This is a genomic window from Neobacillus fumarioli NBRC 102428, from assembly GCF_001591485.1.
GTDB classification, from domain to species: Bacteria; Bacillota; Bacilli; order Bacillales; family Cytobacillaceae; genus Neobacillus; species Neobacillus fumarioli.
Genome location: NZ_BCUZ01000014.1, coordinates 1 through 19,112, shown reverse-complemented (window position 1 = coordinate 19,112; position 19,112 = coordinate 1). Strand labels below are relative to the sequence as shown.

General features: G+C 38.1%; 17 protein-coding genes and 2 pseudogenes. 12 read left to right on the top strand and 7 right to left on the bottom strand.

From position 1 onward, the window contains the following. Positions 1-66: 66 nt before the first annotated feature. Both queF and BFU02S_RS04500 read right to left on the bottom strand, forming a co-directional pair. Positions 67-567: a preQ(1) synthase gene (queF, locus tag BFU02S_RS04505; protein WP_066367181.1), complete on the bottom strand. Its 501-nt coding sequence runs from the start codon at positions 565-567 to the stop codon at positions 67-69. A 354-nt stretch (positions 568-921) separates the two neighbouring features. Beyond that, positions 922-2,202, bottom strand: coding sequence for an MFS transporter (locus BFU02S_RS04500; RefSeq protein WP_066367179.1), 1,281 nt, complete (start codon positions 2,200-2,202; stop codon positions 922-924). 220 nt (positions 2,203-2,422) lie between these two features. On the opposite strand from BFU02S_RS04500, the gene BFU02S_RS04495 reads away from it, so the two are divergent. From BFU02S_RS04495 to BFU02S_RS04475, 5 genes are all read left to right on the top strand, one after another. Continuing rightward, positions 2,423-3,670 carry a dicarboxylate/amino acid:cation symporter gene (locus BFU02S_RS04495; RefSeq protein WP_066367177.1) on the top strand — a complete coding sequence of 416 codons (1,248 nt, stop codon included), beginning with the start codon at positions 2,423-2,425 and terminating at the stop codon, positions 3,668-3,670. A 115-nt stretch (positions 3,671-3,785) separates the two neighbouring features. Next, entirely contained in the window at positions 3,786-4,469 is a 684-nt protein-coding gene (locus BFU02S_RS04490; protein WP_066367172.1) for a response regulator, read from the top strand. A gap of 187 nt (positions 4,470-4,656) precedes the next feature. Further along, on the top strand, positions 4,657-6,258 hold the full coding sequence (gene dcuS, locus BFU02S_RS04485; protein ID WP_066367236.1) for a DcuS/MalK family sensor histidine kinase: 1,602 nt from the start codon (positions 4,657-4,659) through the stop codon (positions 6,256-6,258). Between the two features lie 78 nt (positions 6,259-6,336). Then, on the top strand, positions 6,337-7,716 hold the full coding sequence (locus tag BFU02S_RS04480) for an NAD-dependent malic enzyme (protein ID WP_439950987.1): 1,380 nt from the start codon (positions 6,337-6,339) through the stop codon (positions 7,714-7,716). Positions 7,717-7,982: 266 nt separating this feature from the next. After that, on the top strand, positions 7,983-9,107 hold the full coding sequence (locus tag BFU02S_RS04475; RefSeq protein ID WP_066367166.1) for an N-acetylmuramoyl-L-alanine amidase family protein: 1,125 nt from the start codon (positions 7,983-7,985) through the stop codon (positions 9,105-9,107). 112 nt (positions 9,108-9,219) lie between these two features. Here BFU02S_RS04475 and BFU02S_RS17215 read toward each other — a convergent pair. Together BFU02S_RS17215 and BFU02S_RS04470 are read right to left on the bottom strand one after the other, a co-directional pair. Further along, a pseudogene (locus tag BFU02S_RS17215) lies at positions 9,220-9,478 on the bottom strand (type II toxin-antitoxin system RelE family toxin). Continuing rightward, positions 9,447-9,704, bottom strand: a complete 258-nt coding sequence (locus tag BFU02S_RS04470; protein ID WP_066367164.1) for an XRE family transcriptional regulator — start codon at positions 9,702-9,704, stop codon at positions 9,447-9,449. The pseudogene BFU02S_RS17215 and the gene BFU02S_RS04470 overlap by 32 nt, the downstream one beginning before the upstream one ends. Positions 9,705-10,216: 512 nt before the next feature. On the opposite strand from BFU02S_RS04470, the gene BFU02S_RS04465 reads away from it, so the two are divergent. Genes BFU02S_RS04465 through BFU02S_RS04455 form a run of 3 tightly spaced genes read left to right on the top strand, consistent with a single transcriptional unit; the run spans position 10,217 to position 11,235 of the window. After that, positions 10,217-10,831, top strand: a complete 615-nt coding sequence (locus tag BFU02S_RS04465) for an RNA polymerase sigma factor (protein ID WP_066367162.1) — start codon at positions 10,217-10,219, stop codon at positions 10,829-10,831. Next, positions 10,818-10,979 carry a YvrJ family protein gene (locus BFU02S_RS17475; RefSeq protein ID WP_066367153.1) on the top strand — a complete coding sequence of 54 codons (162 nt, stop codon included), beginning with the start codon at positions 10,818-10,820 and terminating at the stop codon, positions 10,977-10,979. Before BFU02S_RS04465 ends, BFU02S_RS17475 begins: the two co-directional genes overlap by 14 nt. Before the next feature lie 4 nt (positions 10,980-10,983). Further along, complete coding sequence (locus BFU02S_RS04455; RefSeq protein ID WP_066367150.1) at positions 10,984-11,235, top strand: helix-turn-helix domain-containing protein; 252 nt, start codon at positions 10,984-10,986, stop codon at positions 11,233-11,235. 134 nt (positions 11,236-11,369) lie between these two features. Here BFU02S_RS04455 and BFU02S_RS04450 read toward each other — a convergent pair. Then, positions 11,370-11,840 (bottom strand): annotated as a pseudogene (locus BFU02S_RS04450) (universal stress protein); the annotation flags it as partial. Positions 11,841-12,153: 313 nt separating this feature from the next. Between BFU02S_RS04450 and rsbW the strand changes: the two are divergent. Both rsbW and sigB read left to right on the top strand, forming a co-directional pair. Continuing rightward, complete coding sequence (gene rsbW, locus BFU02S_RS04445; RefSeq protein WP_066367147.1) at positions 12,154-12,624, top strand: anti-sigma B factor RsbW; 471 nt, start codon at positions 12,154-12,156, stop codon at positions 12,622-12,624. After that, the gene (gene sigB / locus BFU02S_RS04440) at positions 12,602-13,372 is read left to right on the top strand and encodes an RNA polymerase sigma factor SigB (RefSeq protein ID WP_066367144.1); all 771 of its coding nucleotides are present in this window, start codon (positions 12,602-12,604) and stop codon (positions 13,370-13,372) included. The genes rsbW and sigB overlap by 23 nt, the downstream gene beginning before the upstream one ends. A 249-nt stretch (positions 13,373-13,621) precedes the next feature. Here the strand turns inward: sigB and BFU02S_RS04435 are convergent, their stop codons facing one another. Beyond that, positions 13,622-13,951 carry a YflT domain-containing protein gene (locus tag BFU02S_RS04435; protein ID WP_066367143.1) on the bottom strand — a complete coding sequence of 110 codons (330 nt, stop codon included), beginning with the start codon at positions 13,949-13,951 and terminating at the stop codon, positions 13,622-13,624. 253 nt (positions 13,952-14,204) lie between these two features. On the opposite strand from BFU02S_RS04435, the gene BFU02S_RS04430 reads away from it, so the two are divergent. After that, positions 14,205-16,955 carry a response regulator gene (locus tag BFU02S_RS04430; RefSeq protein ID WP_066367140.1) on the top strand — a complete coding sequence of 917 codons (2,751 nt, stop codon included), beginning with the start codon at positions 14,205-14,207 and terminating at the stop codon, positions 16,953-16,955. A gap of 13 nt (positions 16,956-16,968) precedes the next feature. Continuing rightward, entirely contained in the window at positions 16,969-17,823 is an 855-nt protein-coding gene (locus tag BFU02S_RS04425) for a CheR family methyltransferase (RefSeq protein WP_439950986.1), read from the top strand. 43 nt (positions 17,824-17,866) lie between these two features. Here BFU02S_RS04425 and BFU02S_RS04420 read toward each other — a convergent pair whose 3' ends face one another. Then, a complete protein-coding gene (locus BFU02S_RS04420) occupies positions 17,867-19,003 on the bottom strand; it encodes a fused response regulator/phosphatase (protein WP_066367138.1) in 1,137 nt (378 codons plus the stop codon). Between the last annotated feature and the right edge of the window lie 109 nt (positions 19,004-19,112).

Genomic DNA, 19,112 nt, shown 5'->3' with positions numbered 1-19,112 from the left:
CGGTTAGGGGACATTTTTTGCCAAATAAAAATCCCCTAAAGCTTTTGGCCAAGGGGATGTCATGTCTTACCGATTATCTACTTTTTCCGGGTAGAGGTCGTGGTTCATCAAACGAAATTGGGCCATTTCTTCGTACTTCGTGCCAGGTTTTCCATAATTGCACCATGGGTCAATAGAAATGCCGCCGCGCGGTGTAAATTTTCCCCAAACTTCTATATATCTCGGATCAAGTAGGTTAATAAGATCATTCATAATAATATTGACGCAATCTTCGTGAAAGTCGCCATGATTGCGGAAACTGAACAGATATAGTTTTAGTGATTTACTTTCTACAATCTTTTTGTCCGGAATATACGAGATATAGATCGTTGCAAAATCCGGCTGACGGGTCAGCGGACATAAGCTTGTAAACTCAGGACAATTAAATTTGACGAAATAATCCCGGTCAGAGTGAAGATTATCGACTGCCTCCAAAACCTCAGGGGCATAATCAAATGAATAAGAAGTTCCGTTATTCCCTAATAATGTTAAATCCTTTAATCCTTGTTCATTGGTTCTTCCTGACATACAAAAACCTCCTGACCACAACACTGCTGGCAGGAGAGTTCTTTAAGCCTACCCTTATAAAATACGAAAAGCGCAAGCGCCTTGGTCAGCCCCGACAGGCAAATGTTCTTCTGCACTAAAAGTCTGGTTTTTGGACTTTTAGTGCATTTGGTTTTTGTCCCGAGGGGCTAGGCGCTGGAGCTGGACAATTAAAAAGCCACATCCATATGGACATGGCCTATTGTCATGAATCCATAGTTTTTTATAGAGGGTTTATAGCTATGAACCTCTCCCGCCGCAGTTAAGCGGGTATTCTTTTTTCTATACCTACTATAATGAACAGGCAAATTTTCGTCAAATGGTAATTTATTTTTTCTAAGCTGTTACTTCGTTCGGTTGCTTTGCTTCCTTATTCTCGGTTTTAATTAAGATTCCACCAATTAAACCGAGAAATGAAAAAGCGATCGGTATCATAAATCCATAATGGTAGCCAATACTGGCTGGAGCTGCATGAAAATAGTCCAATATTTTTCCAAATACACTTGGCAAAAGGACAGCGCTGATAAATCCACCAGTATTCGCGAACCCCGAAACCACACCAACCTCTTTCATCGGAAATGACTGACGAACCACTGCAAAGGTTAAAGAACTGGCGCCATTTCCATATCCAATCATCAGAAAAAGAATGATCAGCAAATAAAGGGGCGGCTTTCCACCAAATAAAACGAACACAATCCAGCTTAAGAATACAATCACATGAACAATAATATAGGGACGTTTCAGTGAACCAAACCGGCTGGAAATCCAGCTTGTGACAGGTGCGCCAATCAATGCCCCAATTAGTCCAATCATAATCAGCTGGCTTGCGCCTGAGCGGCTCATGTCATATACATGCATCCCATATGGTACTGCCCATGAACCGATAAAACCTACATACGTGCCAACAAGGCCAAAGTGACATAAAAAAGTAGCCCATGCCTGCCGGTCAGTAAAAACGCGGCACAGCAAAGTCAGTATTTTTTCCCGCTTTTGTTCCGTTTTATGAGCTGCCTTTTTTAACCCTGTATTAGCTAATCCCAATTGTTTCGGCTTTTTGACAAGGATAAAATAAAGCATTAAGCCGCAAAGGCATAAAATAATTCCAATCGTAAAAAAAGGTGTACGCCAACCAAAGCTGGAAATGAAGAAAGAAAAGGGAACGGTTGCCATCAGAAATCCAAAGCTCCCAGCCATACCAGCGAACCCAAGTAATTTGACAAATTCCTGCACTTTAAACCACTGGCTTAAAATCAACACCAAATTCACCCAAATCGTTGCATCCCCTATACCCGCAAGCAATCTTGCCAACAGAAGGAAAAAAGCATTTGGTGCCAGACTATAGATTAGCGTTCCGAGCCCATTAAGCAGAGCACCAATGATCAGCAAAAAATTTGGGCCATACCGGTCCGATAAAATACCAACAGGAATTTGCAATCCGGAATAAGCAAGAAATTGAATACTCGTTAATAACCCAATTGTTGCAGCAGTCAGATTAAAATCCTTCATCAGCTGGTCTGAAATTAAACCGGGTGCTGTACGCTGGCTGACGATTAAAAAATATGTAAATAATACGGCGGTAAACACAACCCACCGGTAACGGCTATCATGCTTTTCCAATGTTCTCTACTCCTGGCAAATTAAATTTCCATCTTAATTATACTCCATATTTTTGATTTATGGAGATTTGGAAGCTTCTTACTAAAATTTTGTATATTCCATGACCAAAATCACCAAAAAGAACGATATAACCAAAACATTGTCAGACTATTCATTAAACTCATATACTCATGTATATCATGTAAGTGTTTACAAACTAATAGATTAGGAGGATGGTCCTGTGAAGAATCATTTCAGAAGTTTGACCACACAGGTTTTGATTGCGATCGTTTTAGGAATTATCTTTGGTGCCTTATTTCCAAAAATAGGCGCAGAGTTGAAAGTTCTGTCCGATATTTTTGTGAAAATGATTAAAATGGTCATTGCTCCGATTATCTTCTTAACCATCGTTGTTGGAATTGCCGGCATGGGAGATATGAAGAAAGTCGGCCGAATTGGTGGAAAAGCGATTATTTACTTTGAAATTGTCTCCACCTTTGCCCTTGCGATCGGAATTTTGTTTGCCACTGTATTTCAGCCTGGTGCAGGGGTTAATGCGCATAGTGCAAAAGGCGACATTACCCAATATACGAAAGCTGCCGAAAGCCATGGGGTAATGGATTTTATCATGGGAATCATCCCTGATAATTTCTTTGGCGCTCTAGCAAAGGGAGATCTGCTGCCCATCCTGTTCTTAGCCGTATTATTTGGTATTGCCTTATCAGGTCTTGGAGAAAGAGGAAAATCCGTTATTGAATTGTTTGAAAAACTATCAGATACCTTTTTCCGCATTGTAAATATTATTATGTACTACTCTCCCATTGCTGCATTTGGTGCCATTTCCTATACAATTGGGCAATTTGGGATTGGTTCACTCGTCTCTCTGGGAAAATTGTTCGGCTTAACCATATTCGCCATGCTGGTATTTATTGTTGTCGTTCTTGGTTCAATAGCTAAATTCTATCGTTTTAATATATTTCAGTTTATCAATTATATTAAAGACGAAATCTTTCTGGTTCTTGGGACTTCATCTTCAGAATCAGCTTTGCCAAAATTGGTAGAGAAGCTTGAAAACTATGGCTGCTCTAAACCAGTGGTTGGTCTGGTAATTCCCACAGGGTATTCCTTTAATTTGGATGGAACATCCATCTATCTTTCGATGGCAGCTCTATTCATCGCACAAGCCTTTGGTGTTCATTTAAGTGTTGGACAGGAGGTTACCCTGCTGGGTGTGTTAATGCTTACCTCCAAAGGAGCTGCCGGTGTAACCGGTTCAGGATTTGTCACATTGGCAGCAACTTTATCGGCATTTCCGAGTGTACCTGTGGAAGGAATTGCACTGCTGCTTGGCATTGATCGGTTCATGTCGACAGCCCGCGCCCTGACAAATCTAATCGGTAACGGCGTTGCAACAGTTGTCGTATCGAAAATGGAAAATGAATTTACTGAAAATAAGGTAGGCAATCAATCCGTTGGCAAATCCGCGTAAACACATTATGTAAAATAGCATAAAGGACAGCCGTGGAATCACGGCTGTTTCTTTGGTGATGTGGACATAAGTAAGCTATAATGGAAGGCAGCGAAGAAATTAAAGGAGTGTGTTCATGCAGCCAATCCGTGTTATGATTGTCGAGGATGATCCGATGGTCATAGAGATTAATGCTGAATTTGTTTCCAAACTGCCAGGATTTGTGCTGGCGGGAAAAGCAGGCAGCGGCAAAGAAGCCATGCAGCTGCTTCAAGAACTACATCCCGATCTCTTGTTATTAGATTATTTTTTACCAGATATGAATGGACTTTCCTTGCTGCAATGGATTCGATCCCAACATTATCCTATTGATGTGATTCTTTTAACCGCCAATCGGGATCCTGAGCATATTCAGACAATTTTTCGGGCTGGCGTTGTTGATTATATTATCAAGCCTTTTCGATTTGAGCGATTTCAATCTGCATTGGAAAAATACCGTGAAACAATAAAGCTGCTAACAGATCACAAACCACTCGATCAGGCAGATGTAGATGCGATTACCGGGATCAAGCCCTATCAGTCTGAGTCCCATTCAGAGGAACTTTTGCCTAAAGGGCTGAACGACCGGACATTAAAGCAAATTCTCCACTATCTAAGAAAGCAGGCTATTCCGCTTTCATCAGAAGAGGTGGCATCCGGCACAGGCCTTAGCCGGGTAACCGTCCGCCGATATTTAGATTACCTGGAGAAAAAGGGAGAAATCAAAATGGAAGTTCAATATGGCTCTGTCGGCAGACCAATGAATAAGTACAGGTTATAAGAAAAGCGCAAGCGCCTTGGTCTGCCTGCCTGCTTCTCCGAATAATCCTCCTTGCAGGCATGCGACGAGCTGAACATAAGCTTCTTCGAAGAAGCTATGGCGCAGGAGCACATAACGAGGGGCTAGGCGCTGGAGCTAGACAATTTTCGAAGTCAAAATTTCTTATCTTTTGAAAGTAGGAAACCCTGTGCGAAGAAAAAAGCCTCTGTTCAGACTGCAAACGACGATTACCCTGTTGGTCTGCGGCGTGGTGGCATTCGCTTTATTTGTAACCGAACTGCTTATTAGTAAGGAAGTTGGAAACAATACACAAAAAAGCCAAGCTGACAAAGCGTTAAACATTGCTAGGATGACCGCTCATACCCCCATTATTGTGGAAGCTCTAAGCGGAATGCGGAATGAAAAAGATATTCAAACGTATACCAATGAAATGACAAAAGTAACAAATGTTGAATTTATCGTTGTCATGGATATGAAGGGAATTCGCAAATCTCATCCAAACCCTAGTGAAATTGGCCATCGTTTTGTCGGAGGAGATGAAGGACCTGTCCTTCATGGCCGCGAACATATCTCGACGGCAAAAGGAACATTAGGGTACTCTTTGAGGGCTTTTACACCGGTATTTTCGAAAGATGGTCAACAAATTGGTGCGGTTTCCGTTGGAATTTCTCTTAATAAAGTAAAGCAGGATGTAAGTAACAGCAAAAAGGTCATCTACTTAGCGGTTATTTTCGGAATATTGATTGGGATCGCGGTGGCAGTTATTTTAGCCAGAAAAATTAAAAAAAGCATGTTCGGGCTTGAACCGTATGAGATTGGTAAATTGCTGGAAGAACGAAATGCCATGCTGCAGTCCACGAAGGAAGGCATTATTGCAGTTGATCAGGATGCCCGCATTACGCTGATCAATAATGAAGCACTGAGACTTTTTGCAGAAGCTGGAAAAAACGACAATCCAGTCGGACGCTCTGTGGAAGACTACATTCCTAATCTGCATTTAAAAAATGTTCTAGAGACCGGAAATCCGCGAATCAACGAAGAAATCAATTTATCGGGAATTACCTTGCTATCCAACCAATTACCGATTAGTATGGGAGATGAAATTGTCGGTGCGATTACCACGTTTCGTGATAAAACGGAAATCAACCAGCTGGCTGAAGAGCTTACAGGTGTAAAGCTCTATGCCGAAGCGTTAAGGGCTCAATCCCATGAATTCATGAATAAACTGCATGTGATTTTAGGCTTGGTTCACCTTCGGCGATATGGGAAATTATCTGAATACATCAGCCAAATTTCTAATCATTTTCAAGCTGAAGTCGGCTACATTGTCAATAAAGTAAAGGACCCATCACTCGCAGGGTTCATTCTTGGAAAAATGAGCTATGCACGCGAGTTCGGCGCCGAACTTTCTTTTACAGGACAAGATATCCTGCCAGAACCTGCTGATCAAGATGTGACTCATGAACTCATTACCATATTGGGAAATTTAATTGATAATGCTTTAGAGGCCCTGGTCGAACAAGAGAACAAGAAGCTTTCGGTCCATTTCGATTACTATGATCATGAGCTTTCCTTCGAGATCGCAGATAATGGTCCAGGAATGGATGATGTAACGACCTGCAGTATTTTTACAAAAGGATTTTCCACCAAAGGGGACAATCGTGGCATTGGGCTATTTCTCGTCAAACGAAGCTTGGAAAAGCTACACGGCGATCTCAAATTTTTTTCAAAACCGGGAGAAGGTACAAAATTTATTCTAACGATCCCCTATTCTATTAAGGGAGAATAATAAAAGGTTTACTAGAAACCACACAACAGGAGGAGTATCATTTTGGCAATCTCGAAAGGAACAAGTACACATATTATTATGCGCCTGCAATTAGATTTGGAGGTCTTCTCATTTGGGGAAATTGCCAGCTGCATCGGTGCAGCCGGAGGAGATATTATTGGGGTCGACGTTATTTCCTCAAGCAAAACACAATCAGTTCGCGATATTACGATTAATGTAAATGGCCAAAGGCAAAAAGAGCTTCTTGAAGAGCTGCTGCCGAAACTTAAAGGTGTTAAGGTACTGCAAGTTTCTGACCGTACTTTCCTTATGCATCTTGGCGGAAAAATTGAAACAGCGCTGAAATCGCCGATTAAAAACCGTGAAGATTTGGCAAGGGTATACACGCCGGGAGTAGCTAATGTATGTACGGCTATTGCCAATGAGCCTGAAAAAGCCTTTACTTTAACGATCAAACGCAATACCGTTGCGGTCATTTCTGACGGTTCTGCTGTTCTTGGTTTGGGCAATATCGGCCCGTCTGCCGCAATGCCTGTTATGGAAGGAAAGGCCATGTTATTTAAGCAGCTGGCAAATGTTGACTCATTCCCAATTTGCCTGGACACGCAGGATACTGAAGAAATTATCCGTACGATTAAAGCCATTGCTCCGGCATTTGGCGGTATCAATTTGGAAGACATCTCTGCACCACGCTGCTTTGAAATCGAAGAACGGCTGAAGAAAGAACTTGATATTCCGGTATTTCACGATGATCAGCATGGGACAGCTGTTGTTCTTCTTGCAGGGCTTTTAAATGCACTTAGAATCACCAATAAAAAAATTGAAGATATTAAAATAGTGTTGACCGGAATCGGCGCAGCTGGAATTGCTTGTACAAAAATTCTCTTATCTGCCGGCGCCCGCAATATTATCGGAGTGGATAAAGAAGGGGCTATTCACCGTGATACCCATTACGACAATCCATATTGGAACGAATATGCAAAGATAACCAATCCAGATAACCTAAAAGGGTCATTATCCGATTGTATAGCAGGAGCAGACGTATTTATTGGAGTTTCTGCCCCAGGAATCTTAACGGTTGAAGATGTGAAGAGTATGGCTAAGGACCCTATTGTATTTGCCATGGCCAATCCGCAGCCGGAAATTGACCCAGAACTAGCAGAACCATATGTCAGAGTCATGGCGACCGGACGTTCCGATTATCCAAACCAAATCAATAATGTCCTATGCTTCCCAGGCATCTTCCGCGGGGCACTCGATTGCCGTGCCACTGAAATTAACGAAGCCATGAAAGTGGCAGCAGCAAAAGCCATTGCTTCAGTTGTATCCGATGACGAACTGAGTGAATCATATATCATACCTAGTGTATTCAATGAAAAAGTAGTAAAACTTGTCCGTGAGGCAGTCGTCAAAGCAGCCCATGAAACGGGTGTCGCTCGAAAAGAACCTCGGCTATAAGAAAAGCGTAAGGCATCCGCTTAGCGGCTTGTGACCTCGATCCGCTGGCGCCTAGAGCTAGGTAACTTTCGAAGTCAACATTAAAAAAATCTATAAATTCATCCATATAAAAGCGAGGAGAAATACCTCGCTTTTTTGCGTTCCTTGTTTTTTCCTCAAAAAGGAAATTATTAAATACAGATTTTTATTTTTGCGTATTGTTTTATTTTGCTAGATAGCTGTCCATACTAGTTTTAGAGGAAAAACCAAGGAGGTTGCAACATAAAATGAAGAACTTAAGGCTTATGAAAGTATTGACTGCCCTTAGTATAGTGGCTGCCCCCCTGCCGGAATTACATCAACACGCTCTTGCCAATACAGCTTCTCAAGGCACAGTAATCGCAGATGATCTTAATGTACGGGCTCAAGCAGACATGTCTAGTAAAATTGTTGGCCAGCTTCATCAGGGAGACACAGTTGAAATTATTGATTCAAAGAATAATAATTGGGATCAAATTAAACTACCAAACAACCAAACTGGATGGGTGTATAATGCCTGGCTGGCACAGACACAAAATATAGGCGCAACCGTAGAAGCCTTTGTTTTAAGAGTGCATGAAAATCCGAATTTAGAAAGCAAGGTTGTTGGCAGATTAACAAAAGGAACGAAAATAACAATCCAGGCGGAACAAACTGGATGGGCAAAAATTGTGTCTTCTTCTGGTGTGGAGGGTTGGGTGTCGGAAAATTATATTCGTAAAGACACCCCTGTAGATTCAGCTCCGCCATCAAAAAAAGAGGATTTGTCACAAGGATCAAAACCTTTGGTTGATCCGTCTATTCAAGAACCCGCACAGAATGGAGAGCTTCCTTTAAAGGGGAAAATCATTGTTCTTGATGCAGGCCATGGCGGGAAAGATGATGGGGCTACCAGTATTACAGGAACACATGAAAAATCATTAACCTTACCGACAGTTCAAACCGTTGAACAAAAGCTTAAAGATGCTGGAGCTATTGTCTATATGACGAGGAACGATGATACGTATATTCCATTAAATCAACGTTCCGGGCTCGCAAATCAGATCCACGCAGATGCTTTTATCAGCTTTCATTATAATTGGTCACAAGATTCATCAGCAAATGGATTAACTTCCTTTTACTATCAAAAATCAAATAGCCCTTTAGCCTCTGATATCTTAAATGAGGTCGTTAAAACAACAGGATTGAAAAATGATGGGGCTCAATTCGATGACTTATATGTTCTCAGAAATAATTCACAGCCCAGCACATTGATTGAACTTGGATTCCTTTCCAATAAACAAGATGATTCAACCCTTGAAAGCCCTGCCTTCCGTAACCAAGTGGCTCAAGGCGTTTATCAGGGGCTGCTCACTTATTTTTCAAACAAATAGATAAAAACTCTTTATTCTGACCCCTAAAAAATAGGGGCTTTTTCTTTTTTGTGGTATTCTGGAGGAGATGGAATTAGTAGTGAATATACGATTGAGACAAAATCTTATGATGTCACTTATAAACTCCACGATTTCCAATTGCCTGTATATATATAATTTTCTCACTGTGGTCTATATCAAATAAAACTCGAAAGGTGCCGATTCTGAGCCGATAAAAATCTGTATATCTCTTCATTGGTTTAATATCCCCTTCAGGAGGAACCTTCAAGAGACCCTATACCTTCTGCAATTCGCTCTTGTACAGATTTTTCTAGTTTAGCAATAAATTTTAATGCGGACTTATGGTAAATCAACTTGTAGTCCGAACTCACGTTTTACATCCTCCCCTGATACATACCCTTCTTTACTATTTAGTTGTTCTAACTCTTCTTCAGACAATGGTTCATCATCCGGAACATCCATATCAATTCTTTCCCAACCTTTAGATTTCTTTTTTGATCGTTGAACAAGAAATTCCAAAAAATCAAATGCTGCCTTCTGATCTTGCTGATCAAGACGGTCTATCAGCCGATATAACTCTTCTTTGCGAATGGCCATGTATTACACCTACCTTCGGGTACTATTTTTAATTTCCGCTAATATAACTAATAAAATTAAATTACCATGTCCCTATTATAAGTTCAACTTTACCATCGTTAAATTTTTTCTTTTTTCAGCTTAATCCCTATATTTAAATCTATTAGTTTCTGATCATCAGTATTGCCTTTAACCTTTGCTTCCTTTGCCTTTGCTAGGATCTTTTTAAAATGTATAACGGGACCATAAACCCCTTTTAACATTATTTCATGAAATCACCGTTCCCTTGCTATCTGCTAAAATAATCGCATTATTTGCAGATTCAAAGACAGACTGAAATTTTTTTGTTAAGGCGGTTGTATTTTTAATTGAAATTTTATCTTTATTTGGTAAAAGAAATTTAGGATCTATTTTTTATGCTATAATAAATTTACTATATGCAAACTTTAATATGAAATGATTGTGGCTATACATTAGTCATTTTTTTATCACCAATAATAGAACATATGTTCCATATAAGAGGTGTTCATATTATGGAATCACAGGAATGGAATAAGCTAGAAGAGTTTAAAAAATGCAATAAGGAATTCCTATCTAACCCCATTATCAAAAGTTTTTTAAGCAATCAAGAAAATTATCAGCTGTTTCTCGATACTATTGTTCATCCTACAGTTGAGAATAGGAACAAGTTAGACCGAATGTTTAAAGCCTTTTACTTTCATATTCGCTTTATCTCGTTCATTTCTACTTCTTTATATTTTAACGCAGTTCATTTTGACAAAAAGCAGAGACAACATTCTTCCCGGTATTTACTAACGATTGATAGTACCGTCCAAAATGAAGAAGGAATTACTTTTATAGAATTGATTCAAGATCCTGAATCAGAAATCGTTCCAGACAAATTATCAATAAGTGATGATATAGCTGATTATATAGGAGATCCTGTCTTGTATGAGGCTGTTCAAGAACTTTCTGTAAAACAAAGAGAAGTTCTTACTCTTGCCTATATCGGAGGGTTAACAGATACCGAAATCGCGAAGCTTCTTAATAAATCTCAACAATCTGTTTCAAAAATGCATAAGAAAGCTTTACGCAAAATCCAAGACCATTTTAAAAAGAAAGGAAAAGATAAGTATGAATCCTACTGATCTACCTCAATGGATTTCCATTCTAGGGAATTTCGGTTTCCCTATATGTATTTCCATTTACCTATTAATCCGATTTGAAAATAAGCTAGAGCATTTTGGAGAAATACTAACCCAACTTGCCGAGATGATGAAAGAAAAAAAGGAATGATTTTATGACAAATAGACTATATGACCTTGTAAAAGAATCACGGTCTAATAACGAAGCATTGGAAACTGTTATTGAATTATTCGAACCAAAGTTAAAAAAATCATTATATATGACAAATCCAAATGATAGAGAAGATTTAGCACAGGAATTAAAACTTAAAATGATTTCATATATCACTGAATATGATGTGGATGCTATACCTGGATTCTGGGAAATCAAAGAAAAGACGGATAAAGCCAGAAAAAAAGGATATTAAATAGTTGTTAATATTTTAGTTATTTCCTCTTTAAATAATATAATTTAAAATATAAATCAATAGTGGAACAAATTGGGTCAAATGGTTTTCATAGAAAAAAAGGGGCTACAAAAGAGCCCCTAAACACAAAAACATTATTTTACTACAAGAACATCCATTTCCGCCCTTTTCATTACACTTTCACTTACACTGCCTGTTAACAACTTCTTTAAGGTTCCTTTTCCACTATGACCTACAATGATTAAATCGACATCATGATCCACGGCAAAATCACATAAATCATGGCTTGGTGTTCCACTTAGTGATTCGAAGACAGCTGGTACACCATGTTGATTCAAGAATAATCTTGCATGATCCATAACATCAATCGAATGATCATAGGTTACTGTCTTTTGAGGATTTTGATAGACCTCTTCTCCGTGAGCCATGATTTGGGAATTGTAAATCCCCCCATCTACACTGGGTACCACTGGATAATTTACATTAGAATACCCAAGGGGGAAATCATTCATATGATCTTTCAATACATACACAACCGTAATTTTTGGATCACGAGTCATAGAATAAAGTTCAGCTGCCCTCTCTAATGCTTTCAAACTGTCTTTAGAATCATCAAACCAACAAGAATATGGTTATACATTATGATCTCCCTTTCATTTACCGATTTGTCATTCTTATACCCCTTTTTACTTCATACAAACAAAGAGATGACTGAAAATTTATCTTTCAAAACTTTCAGAGGTAAATGAAGTAGTTCTATGTTTTATTTTGTAGAAAAAGGGGTAATTAAGAAGAGATTTACTAATGGAGAATCGTAAAAAAGAAAAATGATAAACAACACCAAAAGAGTTTTATATTCACTGTTTGTAGATGACCAAAATAATATTCATATATTTATAATTTGGAGGGTTTGGAATCATGTGTGAACAAGAATTTATCGAAATGAAAATACCTGCAAAGCCGCAATATTTAGGTGTTGCAAGACTAACATTATCCGCTATTGCTAGCCAAATGGGGTTTGATTACGAAATTATTGAAGATTTGAAAATCGCTACTAGTGAAGCCATTACCAACGGAATTAAGCATGGATATAAAGGAAAACAGGACGGTCAAATTTCCATCAGCTTTGGCATCTATTCAAATCGGCTGGATATCATAGTCGCTCACACTGGGGAAAGATTTGATGTCAATCATGCGAAAATGAACATCGGTCCTTATCATGAAAGACAGCAAACGAATATCCTTCATGAAGGAGGATTAGGTCTTTATTTAATTGATAGTATTATGGATGTAGTGGAATACTTTCAAAATGAAGGAGTCACAGTTGTCATGACGAAGTACCTTGAAGGAGAGAAGGTGGAATCTATTGGAAAAGTTACCTCTCCCTAATAAATATAATTCAAACCATATTACAGAATTAATTAAATCTTTCCAAAAAACTGGAGATGAAAAGATACAAGAAAAACTAGTCCTTCATTTTACAAGGCTTGTTGACTCTATCGCAAGAAAATACTCAAAAGGCAATCATTATCATGAAGATATTTTTCAAGTGGGTATGATCGGTTTGCTTGGAGCCATTCACAGGTATGATGATTCATTTGGAAAAGCGTTTGAAGCCTTCGCGGTTCCTACCATTGTAGGAGAAATCAAACGATATTTACGCGATAAGACATGGAGCGTTCATGTCCCTAGAAGAGTGAAAGAGATCGGTCCAAAAATTAAAAAAGCCGCAGAAGATTTAACCATTGAACTGCAGCGTCCGCCAAGAATCGATGAAATTGCCTCCAGTTTAGGTCTTTCAGAGGAAGAAGTATTGGAGGCAATGGAAATGGGGAATGGTTACCAGTCTATATCAGTAGACCGCCCGATTGAATCAGAATCTGATGGAAGTATGATGACCTTACTCGATATCATCGGAAATGAAGAATCTGGTTATGAAAAGATTGATCAGCGTCTGGTCATTGAACGTGTTTTGCACGTTCTCACGGAGCAAGAACGCCTTGTCATCCAATACACTTATTTGGAAAATATGACGCAAAGGCAAGCTGGAGAGAAGATTGGTATATCCCAAATGCACGTATCCAGATTAAGGCGCTGTGCCATTAAGAAATTACGAGAAGCTATTTATGCTTATTAAGGTTTTTGTCCCGAAGGGCTAGGCGCTCCACCTAAAAGCTATTTCTTTTAGGCGTGCGTTGCTGATGCTGTCGAAGCATTTCTTGTGGAGCTGGACAATTTTCGAAGTCAAACTTTATACTTTACTTATAAGAATCCAACAAAATAGTCCCCACTTTTTATAGCGGGGACTATTTCGATTCACTCCTTTCAACGTTTATGTAATGGCAAGAGGGCTGCCTATAAAGCAATCCCGCTTTGCCTAAGTATTTTAGTCTTTTACAAACAATAGAACTTTCCCTTGATCGAGTTTTTCTTCATAAAGGCTTGCTTCATCTAAAGATATACCTATATCCTCCATCATGGTACGAAGCCGATCCCCTGTCGAACCAAACACATTTACCAGTAATGAACCTAAATCCTGCTCATTCACACCAATCGTGTTAGCACCAGCCTTTTTAGCTATTCTATTCGTTCTATCTTGATCATGCGTTAATACAAAAATATTTTCCGGATTAACGCCATTTGATTGTAATGTAATAACGGCCTTTGCAACTTCCTGCTCATTGGAAAATTCCTTCACATATGGTTTTGATTCCATTTGAATGATTCCTCCTTTGCTTTGATACTTTATACATACCTTTTTGGCTAAAAAATAAACCTTAAATGTAAGATTCCCTTACATCCTTGAACAACGCCGAAGTTTCAAAGAGCAAATTAATGGGAAATTCCCTATCAAAAGCTTTTCAAAACAAGAAAGTCATTTTTTGCAATTTACAATTTTTTATATTACCTGCTACATATAAGGATTATAATGAAAATATAAGATTTTTTTGAAGAAAGTAGGGTACTAGATGCCGAAGAATAAAAGGTTTGGGATCCGCTCAAAAATCATCTACGGAAATTTAATTGTCATTTTTTGTTTTATCATCTCTATTATTATGATCAACTATCAAATTTCTTCCCTTCAAAAGGAAAGAAATTATATTATCAAACATGATATGTCTATCCTTGAATTATCGAATCAAATGGAAAAACACGTGTTGGATATGGAAACAAGTCAATGGGATTATATTATAACTGGAAAAGAGGACTATTTATTACCATATAAAGATGCAGAAACGAAGTGGAAAGATGAATACAACCAATTATATAATTTACTGTCTGATAACCCTAATCAACAGAAAAAGTTAATGACAATTAAAGAAACCATTGAACATTGGATCCAAACTGCTGGAGACCCGACCGTTCAATGGAAAAGAGAAAATAAAACACAAGATTTAAATAATTTTTTCAAAACAGATATTGGGCAAAAGGACATGGATACCATCCGGACGCTATTTGAAACCTTCCGCACTACGGAAAAGTCATTTACCAATAACCTTGCGCAAAGATTAGACAAACAAAACTCTATGCTAACCCTTAGTTTATTCGGAATAGCCATTCTTCTAGCTGCTATCTCGATTAGTTCGGCTCTAGTGGTTTCTAAATCGATCGTAAATACCATCAATGAAGTTACTCAAACCATTATGCAGATGGTTACATCGAGAGGAAAGATTGAAAAACGCATTGTGATTAAATCAAATGACGAAATTAAAGACCTTGGGAATGCAACCAATACATTAATCGATGTTTTTACCCAGCGTCAATGGCTGCAGTCGAATATTGCTGAACTAGTGACGATGTACCAAGGAATTTCCTCTTTAGAAAAGATTACGAAAAAATTTCTTTCCGGTATTTCTCAAGTAACGGGTGCATCGTTTGGAGCTTTATATTTACGTGAACAAAACAATCAAATGATCGAATATGTAAAAAAGGCCATTTATGCAGATCCTGAAGATGATATCGGAATCAAAAGTTTCACTTTAGGTCAAGGCCTTATAGGCCAATGTGCGGCTGAAAAAAGCATATTGATTAATAATAATATTCCAAATGATTATCGTCTAATCAGTTCAGCTTTAGGCGAGATTAAACCGAACAGCATTTTAATTGCTCCTATTATTTTTGAAGGGGAAACGATTGCTGTTATTGAATTGGCAAGTCTTAACGAATTTACAGACTTGCAGCAAATTCTTATGGAAGAAGTGCTGAATACATTTGGTCTTACCTTGAATAGTGTATTAGGGAGAATGGAAATTGAAAGATTATTAAAAAAATCCCAAGCAATGACTGAAGAACTTCAAGCACAAGCAGAAGATCTGCAAACACAATCCGTAGAATTGAATATGCAATCTGAGGAATTACGAATGATTAACGAACAACTGGAAGAACGAACACAAGAAGCTGAAGAACGAGCAAGAGAGTTAGAATACGCAAAAGCAGAATTGGAAGAGAAAGCCAGACAACTTGCTCTTAGCTCGAAATATAAGTCAGAATTCATGGCAAATATGTCCCATGAATTGCGAACTCCACTTAACAGTATTTTGCTCCTTTCAGAAATGCTTACGGAAAACTCTGATCAAACTCTTTCAGAAGAAACTGTAGAATATGCCCGGGTTATTCATTCATCCGGAAAAGATCTGCTTATGTTAATTAATGATATCCTTGATTTATCGAAAGTGGAAGCAGGAAAGCTTGAAATGACTTTTGCCGAGGTGAGTCTTAACGAATTGCCCTCACAGTTGGAAGCTAATTTCTCCCCAATCGCAAAACAAAAAGAGTTAGATTTCACTATTATGAAAGAAGCAAATGTACCAGATATTTTCTATACAGATGAGCAACGCTTTCAACAAATTATTAAGAATCTGTTATCGAATGCTCTTAAATTCACAGAAAGCGGATCTGTTTCTTTAATCATTCGAAAAGTAGAAGACAAATTGGCTCAAAGATGGTTCCAAATGAAAGAGGCTGAATATTGGCTTGAAATTTCAGTGCAAGACACGGGCATCGGCATTCCTAAAGCTAAACAAACACTTATTTTCGAAGCATTTCAGCAAGCAAATGGTGCCACGGAAAGAAAGTACGGCGGCACCGGACTTGGTTTATCCATTTGCAAGGAGTTTGCGAAACTTCTTGGCGGAAGAATTGTTCTCAAGAGCGAAGAAGGTGTGGGAAGCACATTTACACTTTATCTTCCAAGTCTACCAAACGGGATTCATCATGTGAAAGAAGCGGACACTTACGAGGAAATTGTGGCAACCATCCAATATGAGGATGAAATGGCCATGGAAGAAGAAATCAATGAAGTTGAAAATGCACATTCCAGAATTGTTACATTGGAGAATAATGTATTTTCGAATAAAAATGTCCTAATAGTAGATGATGACAGGCGCAATATTTTCACATTGGAAAAAGCCATAAAGAAAGAAGGCATGAATGTCTTTACTGCCAATAATGGAATTGAATGTCTCAAAATTTTAGAAGAACATCCTAACTTTGATATCGTCCTTATGGATATCATGATGCCTGAAATGGATGGATATGAAACAATGAAAAACATCCGTAAAATCAAGAAATTTGAATCTTTACCGATCATCGCTCTTACGGCAAAAGCAATGAAAAATGACCGGGAAAAGTGCTTGGAAGCGGGTGCTTCTGATTATATTAGTAAACCTGTAGAACTTACACAACTTCTTTCAGCTATGCGGGTCTGGTTAACAAGATAGGTGGTTTGATAAAGTGATGGATCCATATGAGGTAAATGAACATGAGATTGAATTAGATGAAACCAAAAACTTGGAGATTGACTTACTATTACAAGGTATTTACCAGTTATCCGGATACGATTTTCGTCAATACATGAGATCCTCTATTTGGCGCCGTATCAAAAATAGAATGAGAGTGGAGAAGGTTCCTACTGTCACACGTTTACTTGAGAAAGTCATCCATGAACCTGCTTTTATTAAAGTGTTACTTGATGATTTTTCTATTAATGTAACGGAAATGTTTCGGGATCCACATTTTTTCTATTCATTCAGAACAAAAGTGGTCCCTTTATTAAAAGATCTTCCTGAAATACGTATTTGGCATGCGGGTTGTTCTACTGGGGAAGAAGTATTTTCGATGGCTATTTTATTGCATGAAGAAAACTTATTGGAAAAGGCAAAAATTTACGGAACCGATATGAATGAAAACATATTAGAAAAGGCAAAACACGGCATGTTTCCATTAGGGAAAATGCAAAATTACACAAAAAATTATTTAAAATCCGGTGGGACTCATTCTTTTTCTGAATATTATACAACGGATCATAAATACGCACATTTCCATTCAGCTTTAAAGAAGAATATCATCTTCTTCCAACATAACCTTGTAACAGATCGATCATTTAATGAGTTTCATGTGATTATTTGCCGAAATGTACTCATTTACTTTAATACCAATCTGCAACAACAAGTCCATGAGTTATTTTATGAAAGCCTATGTCCTAATGGCTTTCTAGCACTTGGCGATAAAGAGACCATTCGTTTCGTAACCAGAGCCGATTCTTATATAGAATTTGATGCTGCTGAACAGATCTATCGAAAAGTATAAAGATAAAGAAAAGACTACCAGCCTTTTAAAGCTGGTAGTCTTTTTACATGGCTTTAATCATCAGAATGCACATGTCATCAGGCTGATTCAAATGCTTCTCATCTGGTAACACGAGATGAAGAGGTGATCCAGACATTTCCCATTTTTCCTGTGTGAGGGTTTTCATTTTATCTATTATTTGCTCTTCATCAGGAATATTCGCATCCACCACACCATCGGTATACAGCATAATTTGAATATCATTATTGTAATGAATCATAGATTTTTGTACTTCTATTTGTTCAAATAAACCAATAGGATGACACCCTAGCTCAAGGGAATAGGAAACTTCCCCATCTGCGCACGCAAATCCAGGTGGATGACCGGCATTCACATATTCAACCGTTTTCTTTTCTGTATCAATCACAAGGTAAATAGCTGTGAAATAGTAATTCAAATATTTGTCTGGATTATGGATCATCGTCATATAACGGTTTAATTCTTTTATGATGTCCACCGGATCTACAATACGTTTCATCATATCTTTCAAGGCGGAAAAAATAAACATACAAACAAGGGAAGCAGATATGCCGTGCCCCATCATATCTAACAGCATGATGGCATAACGGTGATCACTGATCTTTTCCCAGTAATATATATCACCTGCCAATTTAAACGAGGGACAATGGGAGACTTGTATTTGAATATTGTTTTCCTTCAGCGGAGAATTTAACAAACTTCTTTGGACTTGAGTGGCTAAATCCAATTCACTTTGGAGTTTCTTATCCTGTTCTTTATGCCAATCCTTCTCATATTTTAGGCGAAGCGCAACACGAATACGTGCGAGCAGTTCTGTTTTGTTAATAGGTTTTGTGACATAGTCCGTTCCGCCGCAATCTAGCGCCTCTGCTAATTTTTTTGTATCTTCAATTGCAGTTATAAAAATAATGGGGATGTCTTTTAATTTCTCCTCCTCTTGGATCCGGCGGCAAGCTTCTAAACCATCCATCTCCGGCATCATAATATCAAGTAATATTAAATCCACATCCTCATACCTTGGCTTTATTGAATCAATTTTAAGGTAATCAAAAAGTTCATAAGCCGATTTAAGAGATACACAATCTGTATATCCAGCGTTTTTTAAGATCTTTTCAATCACAAACAGATTAACCGAATTATCATCAACTAGAAGAATTGTCATATTATTTACTGCTCCTTTTCCAAGGTTCCTTTCATTATACTTAAAAATACTGATTATTGTAAATTTATGTAATAAAAATAATATATTTTTAATTTAATTATATTGTCTC

Coding starts and splice junctions, on each gene's coding strand:
- queF (WP_066367181.1), bottom strand. CDS start 567: ATGTCAGGAAGAACCAATGAACAAGGATTAAAGGATTTAACATTATTA.
- BFU02S_RS04490 (WP_066367172.1), top strand. CDS start 3,786: ATGCAGCCAATCCGTGTTATGATTGTCGAGGATGATCCGATGGTCATA.
- BFU02S_RS04480 (WP_439950987.1), top strand. CDS start 6,337: ATGCGCCTGCAATTAGATTTGGAGGTCTTCTCATTTGGGGAAATTGCC.
- BFU02S_RS04475 (WP_066367166.1), top strand. CDS start 7,983: ATGAAGAACTTAAGGCTTATGAAAGTATTGACTGCCCTTAGTATAGTG.
- BFU02S_RS04470 (WP_066367164.1), bottom strand. CDS start 9,704: ATGGCCATTCGCAAAGAAGAGTTATATCGGCTGATAGACCGTCTTGAT.
- BFU02S_RS04465 (WP_066367162.1), top strand. CDS start 10,217: ATGGAATCACAGGAATGGAATAAGCTAGAAGAGTTTAAAAAATGCAAT.
- BFU02S_RS17475 (WP_066367153.1), top strand. CDS start 10,818: ATGAATCCTACTGATCTACCTCAATGGATTTCCATTCTAGGGAATTTC.
- BFU02S_RS04455 (WP_066367150.1), top strand. CDS start 10,984: ATGACAAATAGACTATATGACCTTGTAAAAGAATCACGGTCTAATAAC.
- rsbW (WP_066367147.1), top strand. CDS start 12,154: ATGTGTGAACAAGAATTTATCGAAATGAAAATACCTGCAAAGCCGCAA.
- BFU02S_RS04435 (WP_066367143.1), bottom strand. CDS start 13,951: ATGGAATCAAAACCATATGTGAAGGAATTTTCCAATGAGCAGGAAGTT.
- BFU02S_RS04430 (WP_066367140.1), top strand. CDS start 14,205: ATGCCGAAGAATAAAAGGTTTGGGATCCGCTCAAAAATCATCTACGGA.
- BFU02S_RS04420 (WP_066367138.1), bottom strand. CDS start 19,003: ATGACAATTCTTCTAGTTGATGATAATTCGGTTAATCTGTTTGTGATT.